This is a genomic window from Bariatricus massiliensis, from assembly GCF_900086725.1.
Lineage (GTDB): Bacteria > Bacillota > Clostridia > Lachnospirales > Lachnospiraceae > Allocoprococcus > Allocoprococcus massiliensis.
On sequence record NZ_LT574838.1, the window covers coordinates 1,753,905 to 1,762,570 of the forward strand.

The window sequence follows — 8,666 nt, forward strand, 5'->3', positions numbered from 1 at the left end:
TTGATTTTATCATTTACAACTTCAAAAGTGAACTAGCCAAAAGTATAGTATATTTGGTTTTTTAAACTAATTTTCAAGAACACAAAAAACCGACTGGCTGTTAGGCCAATCGGCTGATTATAAACATTTTTATGAAAACTACTTATTTCATTTATTTTGGTTTTTGATAATCCAAATGAGCCAATTTGTAAATTCGACGGCTAAATGTTTTTGGTGGGCATTGACTATCATCTTAGGACACAACACTGGAAATTCAACTGCCAGCCTGCACTCTATTCCGATCGGCGTATTTCGAAATTGATGTCTTACGCCGCCCATGATTGTTCCATCTTCTAATTTTGCAACTCCTGCTGATTGATGTGTAAATTTAGGGTTTCGAGGTGTTGTAAGTCCATTTTCATCACCAAATGTTATAAAGAATTGTACTGGTACGGGGGCATTTCCGGTTGTTTCAATAACCTCCAAAGTCCCGTTTTTATCAGGAGTTAATACATAATGCTCCGGATAGACTGATAAATTCACTTTCCGGTTTTCCATTGTAGCGTCCACCATCAACGAATCTAACATTTGACTAAATTTCTCAACAGTTATTCCCTTTGCCACTATCGTTGTTCTGGCTGCCCGCCGTCTTTTTCCAGATAGTATACTTGCGATTTTCATCACATATCTACTTAAAAATAGTTTCTTTCTCAGAATTGTCCGAATCTCATCATCTGAAAGTTGAGCTTTCTGTTCCGTTAATTTACGGCTCATCTCTGTTAACGCTGCGTTCTTGGGGATTTTTATATGCAAATCTTTATACGCTTTTATTACTCTTTTCTTTTTCCAAATATACATATCCCGCTGTGTAAATTGCTTCCCATTGATTAAGACTTTTGTAATCATAAACTATTAATCTCCTTTTGTAAATTTGCCAAAAATCTACCCGCATGAGCGCCGTCCATCTGCGTATGATGAAATTGAAAAGAAAGTGCTAGATAGTACTTAAACCATTTCTTTTTGTATCTGCCCCAAATGATAAACGGGTTGTTGAAAATACCACTGTTCATACCCACAGCACCATCAATTTCCGTGTCTATAATTGCTGATGTGCCTATTACCATACTTTCATTTGATAAGTCTCTATCCTCACAGTTTTCCGCCACCTGAGAAGTATATTTTAAATACTGCTTATTATATACATCCAAATCTTCCACATATAAAATATCACAAGAGCTTACTTCCCCATTCTTATTCTTCACAATGGTATTGACTGCAATAGAGTCATACTGTATAAGTTTATCGCCAACAGGTAGTATGTAAAACTCTTTTACACTTACAGCCGCTTTGCCGATGCAATAATCCAGAAGCATATTGAACTTCATATGCTTTCTCTTACTGATTTTAATCAGATTTGTTACGTCTAAAGTCTTGAAAAAAGTTACCATTGGATTGGGGGCCTTCATCCAAAGCTCATATGCCTGAGTTCTTGTTGTTTCTTTCGGTTGAATTTCTCTTGCCATTAGTATCCTCCTTCAAACCCACATCCCACTCTACTCGGTACGCACAAATGGTTCTTTTACTTCACTGCTCACTAAATCCATATATGCCTGTGGCTTGCGATAAGCATTTCCCCAGGTTTCAGATTTCCTATAATCTCTTATTTCATCCAAATCAAACTCAGCGATTAAAATTTGTTCCAAAACATCGGCTGCTTCGATGATTGTATTATCAAGATATTTACCCTCTTTATCAAATACAATCGGCGAAAAAGCGCAGGACTGCCCCCAATTTTCCGCAGGATAATTTGCCATGGCAATGCCCACCATATTTTCAAAAGCTCTCGAACTGAGTTGATTTTTTCTGGCTGGATTTATGTCGCAGGCATTGGGGACGAGAATAATCTCCGCACCTTTCAGCATAAGTATCCTCGCGCTTTCTGGGAATTCTCTATCATAGCAAATCATTGTGCCAATCTGCACACCGTCAAATTCACATACTTTGAATTCATCTCCATTTTGAAGTAATTTTTCCAATGAAAAATCACAAGTATGCACCTTGGCATACTCTAAAATGACTTCGCCATCTCTGTCAATGATAATGGCTGTATTCTGCGGCTTGGATGTAGTTTTTGACAGATATGTGGCGCAGATACCGATATGAAGTTCCCTTGCAATCTTTTTCAGCTCCAGAACATATTCACTGTCAATTTCTACGGCATCTTCTAACCATATTGCACGCTCTTTATCAAAACCAGTACACAGTGGATTGTCAAAAGCACCATCAAACGGCGGTGCATATCCATTCGACCACATTTCTGGAAATAAAACAAGGTCCGCTCCCATACGCGAGGCTTCTAAAACATACTGGACCGCCAACTGCAAATTAGCATGTTTGTCATTGGGCACTGCTTTTTGCTGTACCATCGCAATCTTTAATTTATCCATACTCCCTCCACAGTCGAATAATAATCATACTCTCCATATCATTTGGTATTCTATGTGGCCCGTTTCTTCTTCCACGTTCTTTTGGGATATTTGAAAACCATGCTTTTCATAAAATTCAACTGCATTTTTATTTTGTTCATATACATTCAAAATCAGTTCTGGCTTGAAAGTCTTCAAAAAGCTGATCAGCTTTCCACCAATACCCTTTGACTGAAACTCCTCTTTTATAAAAATACCTGCAATATAATTTCCTTTTAACCCTACAAACCCTTTGATTACACTGTCTTCAAACACATATATTTCAGAGGAGGATATGGCAGTCCGTACCTCTTCGAAGTGGTTGTTCCAATACTCTTCTGATATAAAATTGTGTGCACTCACATTGGCACTCAGCCAAATATCCATAATAATCTTGAGGTCATTTTTGGTCGCTTTTCTTATCATTTTATTTCCCTACTTTAATCTGAATGTGTCGGAATCTTTCTAAACAAATCCTGCCTGACTGCAGGCTGACTATAATAGATATCCTATAGCTATAAAAATATAACTATATACAAAATTTTTATCAAGTTCTAAATACATAATACCGTTCAAAATTGAAAAAATCATGCATGAAATCCCATTCCATACCTCAATGCCAACTCCTCTTGACACAAAATGGAATATGCCCCATGTAACCGCTAATACAATTCCGCCAAATGGAAAGGCGCTTTCTTTTTTCATTCGTACATCAAATGCCCTTTGTCCAAATATGATAATCAATAAGACAATTCCCACTTCTACGACATAGTACATATATTGTGCGATAAATTGAAAAATGCTCTTACCCTGTAACTCCCCGACAACCTTAAGCGTATGCCAGTCTATAAATGTCATTACTTTACAAGCAGCGAGACATCCTACAGTCACAAACCAATTTTTGGCTGAAATACTTGTCCTCTCTTTTTTGGAAGGAAAGTCATAATGTTCGCGGCTATAAAATACTATAAAACTAAGATACACTATCCATATAGACACCATGATTAGATGATGAATGCTTCTTTGATCAGCAGTATAATTCCATATATCCATATGTAGAATCAACATCTCAATTACAAATATAGAAAAGTATTCTAAGAAAAAGGCAAGGAACAAAAACAAACTGAGCCATAAATATTTCTTCCATTTTACATTATCATCCATTATTATTGTCTCCTGTGAACTTTCATTTCATATTTGCTCAGTGGCAGGCTGGAATTTATCTATTCATCAGCTCTAAAGTTTTCTCAAACGAAATACACTCTGCGTATCTTCCATTCCACATGAACTCATTATAATATCTACAAGAATTTTCGGCTGTCATTATGCATTATCAATCGTACTGTTTGTATTTGCAGGAGCAATCCCGTATCTTTAAAAGCACTGTTTGCCCTTTTTCTACCATAATATATTAAAATTAAAACCGACGGCAGCTAAACGAATCGGCTAATAAATAGATTTTCCGAACTCATAAGCCTTTTTTAAATGCTCTGTTTTGTCTATCTGTGGCTTACCGTTTGTATCTCCGCAACCACCAGCCAATACCATTCCTTTATCCCTGAAACCAATATAGTTTATAATTGTAAACTTATAGTAAGATACCGCCTGTTCGTATGTCCAAAAGTAATTATCAGCCGATGTCATTAGTAACGCTGCATCCTTTATTGGGTATTTCTCATATCGCCCATACAGTGGATTGTCATCTTTTTCCGCAATACAATAAAAACGTTCAATAAATGCTTTCAACTTTGAAGATATCGTCCAAAAAAGAAGCGGAGAAGCAAATGCAATACAGTCAGCTGACGTAATTTTAGGTATCAAATCGTTAAATGCATCTTTTTGTACACATGGTTTGCCATAGCGACAGGCATTACATCCAATACACCCTTTAACTTCCACCTTGTTCAAAGATACCTTTTCCACTTCAAGACCAGCCTCAACAGCCCCTTTAATAAATGCATCCGCTAATTGATTTGTATTTCCATTTGGTCTTCCACCACCAATAACTACTAATATTTTTTTCATAGTCTCTCTCCATAAATTACAAATTGGTGTTTCAATTGTACCACACACCAACAAGACAAAATTTATTTTATTCCCCAAATGCCAACTTGCATATTAGAAACCCACAATATTTCTGCTGCCCTAAAACCACAATTATGAAACAATTCCAAATGTTCGGTTATAGTAATAGGAAAATAATCTCGATTATAGCGATTTATATGGTTATTGCTTTCTAAAGAAGTTTTTCCCTGTTTCATTTGGTATTCTTTCCATTTGTTTAAATATATCTTTTTCCCAAAATCGCTAAATGGAGCAAAATTTTCAAAACTTATAAATATACCATTTTCTTTTAATGACTGGTAACAGCTCTGAACAGCTTTCTTACGTTCTTCTTTCTGAAGATAGTGATTTACTTGTATTGCAGTTATGACATCATATTCATTAGAATATGATATTTCTTGGATATCACATAAGATAAAATCTGTATTTGAATAGGGAAATCTTTCTTTTGCAACTGCAAGCATTTTAGATGAACAATCACAAAAAGTAAATTTCTCGACTTCCATATTTTTAAAAACTACTTCGGCCATTTTACCAGTCCCACAGCCTACATCAAGCCATTTTAACGTATTGTGATTGCAGGCCTTAACTAATTCGATTACTTGCTGATAAAGTTCATCATAGTATGGAAGTGTCCGTCTGATTTGCATATCATATTCTTTTGAATCAAATGCAGAAATATTATCGCTCAATCACAGCACCTTCTTTACAAATACAAATTTAGTTATTGCTTTTCCTTGCCTTATACCAAATATAAATACAACTGCCTAAAGCTATCATATACAACACAATAAGCACAAAAAATGTTATGCCTACAGGGTTCATTATTTTATATACAGGATAAAACGACGCAATAATAAATATTGGAATCACAATCCCATAGATTGCTTTTCTCCGTGTAGATAAATATACATGTGAACCAAGTAATATTATCATCAACAAAAATGATAGTAGTTCTGTAATGTTGAATCCACCAGTAAATAATCTTATAACATATATAAACACCATCGCAATTGCAAAACATATTAAAATTGTCATAAGCTATCTCCTTTCTTCTTCAACAAATTCTAATCTTTTATTTTGGCAAACTAGAATTTAACGTTCCCTCATATATTGTTTTATTTCATCGGAAGTTAATTTTCGAACTTCTGTATATGGATATTCTTTATACTCTCCAACAGTAAACACAGGTGCCATTTGTTTGCATTTCTTGTCTTTGTTCTTTTTCAAAAATAGATGCAACTCATCTTCCCCCTCGAATATTTTGTAAGATAGTCTGCCGTTACTGTTCTCTATCTCATAAATCCCACATGATTTTTTTGTTGTATAGTCGGCTGTGCGCAAATAAAGTTTTGCAATTTCCATTGACTTAAAAGGGAAATTCCATCTCTGCAATCCTCTGTTTGGATCATGTTCAATGCAAATGCAGCGCCCACAAGTTCCACAAATGTATTGAGTGTGGTTTTCTAAGCAATCTAAAGGATTTAGTAATGGCGTAATTCTATTTTCATCAGAGTAACATTCTTCACACATTTTTTTCACTCCTTATCAAATTCAAATTCTAAGTTATCTTTTTAATTATATCAAGCCAACTTCATATATAAAAGCGGATACGGATTACCTTGTTCATCACACTCTGTTCTTTTATAAACTTCAAATCCCATGTATTCATAGAAACCTTTAGCAAGAGGATTTTGCTCATTAACGGCTAGATCATTAACCGAATATTTATCTATTCCATATTTAAGAAGTTCTTTACCAAATCCTTTTCCTCTTTCCTCGTGAGAAATAAAAAGCATTTCAAGATGTTGTTCTACTATCCCCATAAAACCAACTGGAACTTGATTGTCATTTTCAACAATAATTAAATGTGGTATCTCATTGAGCGCTTGTGGTACATACTTCTTAATCTCTTCTATTTCACTAACTGATAGAAATAGATGCGTTGCCTTTACGGAACTTTCCCACACTTTTAATAGCTGCTCTATCAGCATATTCCTATCAGTCACTTCGATAATTTTCATTTTATTAACCTCATTAAATTCAAATTTATTGTCTGCAAAATAAAATATTATTAGCCTGTTCAGTTATATATATTTCATTTCCCACTACTTCAAGGTCATAACTCTCAATAATCTCTTTATAAAATCAGCAAGCCCTTGTCCGGCCTGCTGACAATCCTATTATACAGCATATGCCCCTAAATTTGCTCTATAATAAGTTTTGCATTTTCTACTATGGACTTTGTTCCATCCACTTGTATAATAGGACAGTTTAAAGATTGCAGCCATTCCTCAACAATGTCTTCAGCTCTGGATTGAACAAGATTAAAGAAGTTTTTTTCCTGCTCGTATAAATCTCCATCTGGCAATATTCTATTACCAAATTTCTGAAAAGAACGGTTTTTTACGCGTTGTATCCGAGTATCTCTCGGAACATCAACCAAAACGGCATACTGTAAATAAGGATAAAGCCATTCTCCGTAATCGCCTTTCACGGAAGTAAGAACAAAATTTTCATATATTTTAATTTCATTGAAAAGGAGCTTTGCCGCTTCTTCGTGGGTACGCGGATAAGCATAAATATAAAGAGGGTCCGACATAGGAAAATACAGGCTTTCGCTATCAATAAAATGAAAATTTAATCTCTCTGCCAAAACTTTTCCCAACGTACTCTTTCCAGTCCCGTTTAGGCCACATACAATTATTCCTGTTCCCACAAATTCCCCCCTCTTCAAATAAATATCAGCTTTTTAACACTTCCGTCACAGAATTATACAACATAACCATAAATGTGCTTAATAGTATACCTCCTACAATATCTGTCAACCAATGTACACCTGACACCAGTCTTCCTATCACCATAAATATTGTAAATAATGATATAATGACAGTTACTATGGTTTTCACTACAGGTTTGTTAATTCGTTTTCTCAACTGCATAATGGCCGTCGGCATCACGCATAACACGAGTAATGTTGTTGACGAAGGATAAGAAGCCTCTAATTTTCCCTCAATAAGAATAGGTCTATAGTTGATTACAAACACTTCAAATAAAATATAACACGCCATAACAAGAATATAAAACACACCTAAAATGAGAATGTCAGAATCCACTTTAATGAGACTTCTTCGCTTCACAAGCTGAACCAATCCGAGTAAACCAAAACCTAATACAAATATGACCGGAACAAGTCCCAGCCAATCTGTAACATCATAAAGCCACATATGAACACCGGTTAAATCATGAAAGGCTTTGTTCAATGCTGCAAATCCTACTAAAGATTTTTGTGGACCGATAGCCTGCAGGTCAATCTTAGTGACTGCAAGGGTCCATAATAAAAACGCAATTAACAACGTCAATGTGATACACAAATTTGTTTTCTTGTACTTATTCATCTTAATACTTCCTCTTTTCGTTTTGATATTTGGCTGTCTGCCTGAAAACATCCTAACGAAATCCATGAAAATATTAAAGAATTGGATTGTCACATCAACGATACGCTTCGTGTCATGCCCATTTTATGAGCATTATTGACTTAATAATCAAAAATAAGAATGTAAATCCAGCGGCATATGGTTCTGTGCTCATTATAAAAAACATAGTAAGCATAGCACTAAGTAAAAGGGATATCTTTGACTTATTTTGCAGCCAAATACGATTATTGTAATTCTGCAATGCCAATGTAAGAAATCCCAAAAGTACAATAGCAATCAATCCTATTATATAAGGAACTTTAATATAAGTTTCGCACTCTGTAAAGTTTATCAGAGACACTTGATCGATTATGCCATCCCTTTTCTGACCAAAAAAGGGAAAAAAGAAAAACATGATCAAGCTGCAATCCAATGTGCCAAAAACAATATCTTTTAATTTATGAACCTTACTCTTAAGTTCCGTTTCAGCAGCATCTAGTATTTCTTCACTCGAAAGTAAGTCATCCAATGAGACTAAAAAAAATTTTGATATAGCCCTTAATGAATCAATATTGGGATAACCTTTCCCCGTTTCCCTTAGTTAAAGATATTGTTGGGTATCTCAAGATGTGTCATTCGATTTTGCCGATAAAGCGGTAGAAGATTTCCACTTCCTGTTCCCGGCTTCCGTCCTCACTTTTGACCGCTTCATGGACAAGGATTTTTTCAATCAGCGTATTCA

Annotated in this window: 12 protein-coding genes; all 12 read right to left on the reverse strand. The window is 35.1% G+C overall.

Translation table 11 applies throughout. The features are described 5' to 3' along the window. Window positions 1-147: 147 nt before the first annotated feature. Window positions 148-885 carry a hypothetical protein gene (locus BN6465_RS19960; RefSeq protein WP_066738615.1) on the reverse strand — a complete coding sequence of 246 codons (738 nt, stop codon included), beginning with the start codon at window positions 883-885 and terminating at the stop codon, window positions 148-150. After that, entirely contained in the window at window positions 882-1,502 is a 621-nt protein-coding gene (locus BN6465_RS19965; RefSeq protein ID WP_066738617.1) for a CatA-like O-acetyltransferase, family 2, read from the reverse strand. Before BN6465_RS19965 ends, BN6465_RS19960 begins: the two co-directional genes overlap by 4 nt. Before the next feature lie 30 nt (window positions 1,503-1,532). Next, complete coding sequence (locus BN6465_RS19970; RefSeq protein WP_066738622.1) at window positions 1,533-2,426, reverse strand: carbon-nitrogen hydrolase family protein; 894 nt, start codon at window positions 2,424-2,426, stop codon at window positions 1,533-1,535. A gap of 24 nt (window positions 2,427-2,450) precedes the next feature. Beyond that, the gene (locus tag BN6465_RS19975; RefSeq protein WP_066738624.1) at window positions 2,451-2,870 is read right to left on the reverse strand and encodes a GNAT family N-acetyltransferase; all 420 of its coding nucleotides are present in this window, start codon (window positions 2,868-2,870) and stop codon (window positions 2,451-2,453) included. Between the two features lie 69 nt (window positions 2,871-2,939). Continuing rightward, a complete protein-coding gene (locus BN6465_RS19980) occupies window positions 2,940-3,608 on the reverse strand; it encodes a hypothetical protein (protein WP_066738626.1) in 669 nt (222 codons plus the stop codon). Between the two features lie 282 nt (window positions 3,609-3,890). Further along, complete coding sequence (locus tag BN6465_RS19985; RefSeq protein ID WP_066738627.1) at window positions 3,891-4,469, reverse strand: flavodoxin family protein; 579 nt, start codon at window positions 4,467-4,469, stop codon at window positions 3,891-3,893. Window positions 4,470-4,531: 62 nt separating this feature from the next. Next, a complete protein-coding gene (locus BN6465_RS19990; RefSeq protein ID WP_082891807.1) occupies window positions 4,532-5,200 on the reverse strand; it encodes a class I SAM-dependent methyltransferase in 669 nt (222 codons plus the stop codon). 403 nt (window positions 5,201-5,603) lie between these two features. Beyond that, window positions 5,604-6,041, reverse strand: a complete 438-nt coding sequence (locus BN6465_RS20000) for a hypothetical protein (RefSeq protein ID WP_066738629.1) — start codon at window positions 6,039-6,041, stop codon at window positions 5,604-5,606. A gap of 50 nt (window positions 6,042-6,091) precedes the next feature. After that, a complete protein-coding gene (locus BN6465_RS20005; protein WP_066738630.1) occupies window positions 6,092-6,532 on the reverse strand; it encodes a GNAT family N-acetyltransferase in 441 nt (146 codons plus the stop codon). Between the two features lie 176 nt (window positions 6,533-6,708). Then, entirely contained in the window at window positions 6,709-7,227 is a 519-nt protein-coding gene (locus BN6465_RS20010) for an AAA family ATPase (RefSeq protein WP_066738631.1), read from the reverse strand. A gap of 25 nt (window positions 7,228-7,252) precedes the next feature. Next, complete coding sequence (locus BN6465_RS20015; protein ID WP_066738633.1) at window positions 7,253-7,906, reverse strand: phosphatase PAP2 family protein; 654 nt, start codon at window positions 7,904-7,906, stop codon at window positions 7,253-7,255. Between the two features lie 650 nt (window positions 7,907-8,556). Next, window positions 8,557-8,666 (reverse strand): DUF4368 domain-containing protein (locus BN6465_RS20415; RefSeq protein WP_154670189.1); only part of this gene is annotated, 110 nt, incomplete at its 5' end.

Bases quoted from the DNA above. Each gene is read 5' to 3' on its own strand.
- BN6465_RS19960 (WP_066738615.1), bottom strand. From the start codon at position 885: ATGATTACAAAAGTCTTAATCAATGGGAAGCAATTTACACAGCGGGAT.
- BN6465_RS19965 (WP_066738617.1), bottom strand. From the start codon at position 1,502: ATGGCAAGAGAAATTCAACCGAAAGAAACAACAAGAACTCAGGCATAT.
- BN6465_RS19970 (WP_066738622.1), bottom strand. From the start codon at position 2,426: ATGGATAAATTAAAGATTGCGATGGTACAGCAAAAAGCAGTGCCCAAT.
- BN6465_RS19975 (WP_066738624.1), bottom strand. From the start codon at position 2,870: ATGATAAGAAAAGCGACCAAAAATGACCTCAAGATTATTATGGATATT.
- BN6465_RS19980 (WP_066738626.1), bottom strand. From the start codon at position 3,608: ATGGATGATAATGTAAAATGGAAGAAATATTTATGGCTCAGTTTGTTT.
- BN6465_RS19985 (WP_066738627.1), bottom strand. From the start codon at position 4,469: ATGAAAAAAATATTAGTAGTTATTGGTGGTGGAAGACCAAATGGAAAT.
- BN6465_RS20000 (WP_066738629.1), bottom strand. From the start codon at position 6,041: ATGTGTGAAGAATGTTACTCTGATGAAAATAGAATTACGCCATTACTA.
- BN6465_RS20005 (WP_066738630.1), bottom strand. From the start codon at position 6,532: ATGAAAATTATCGAAGTGACTGATAGGAATATGCTGATAGAGCAGCTA.
- BN6465_RS20015 (WP_066738633.1), bottom strand. From the start codon at position 7,906: ATGAATAAGTACAAGAAAACAAATTTGTGTATCACATTGACGTTGTTA.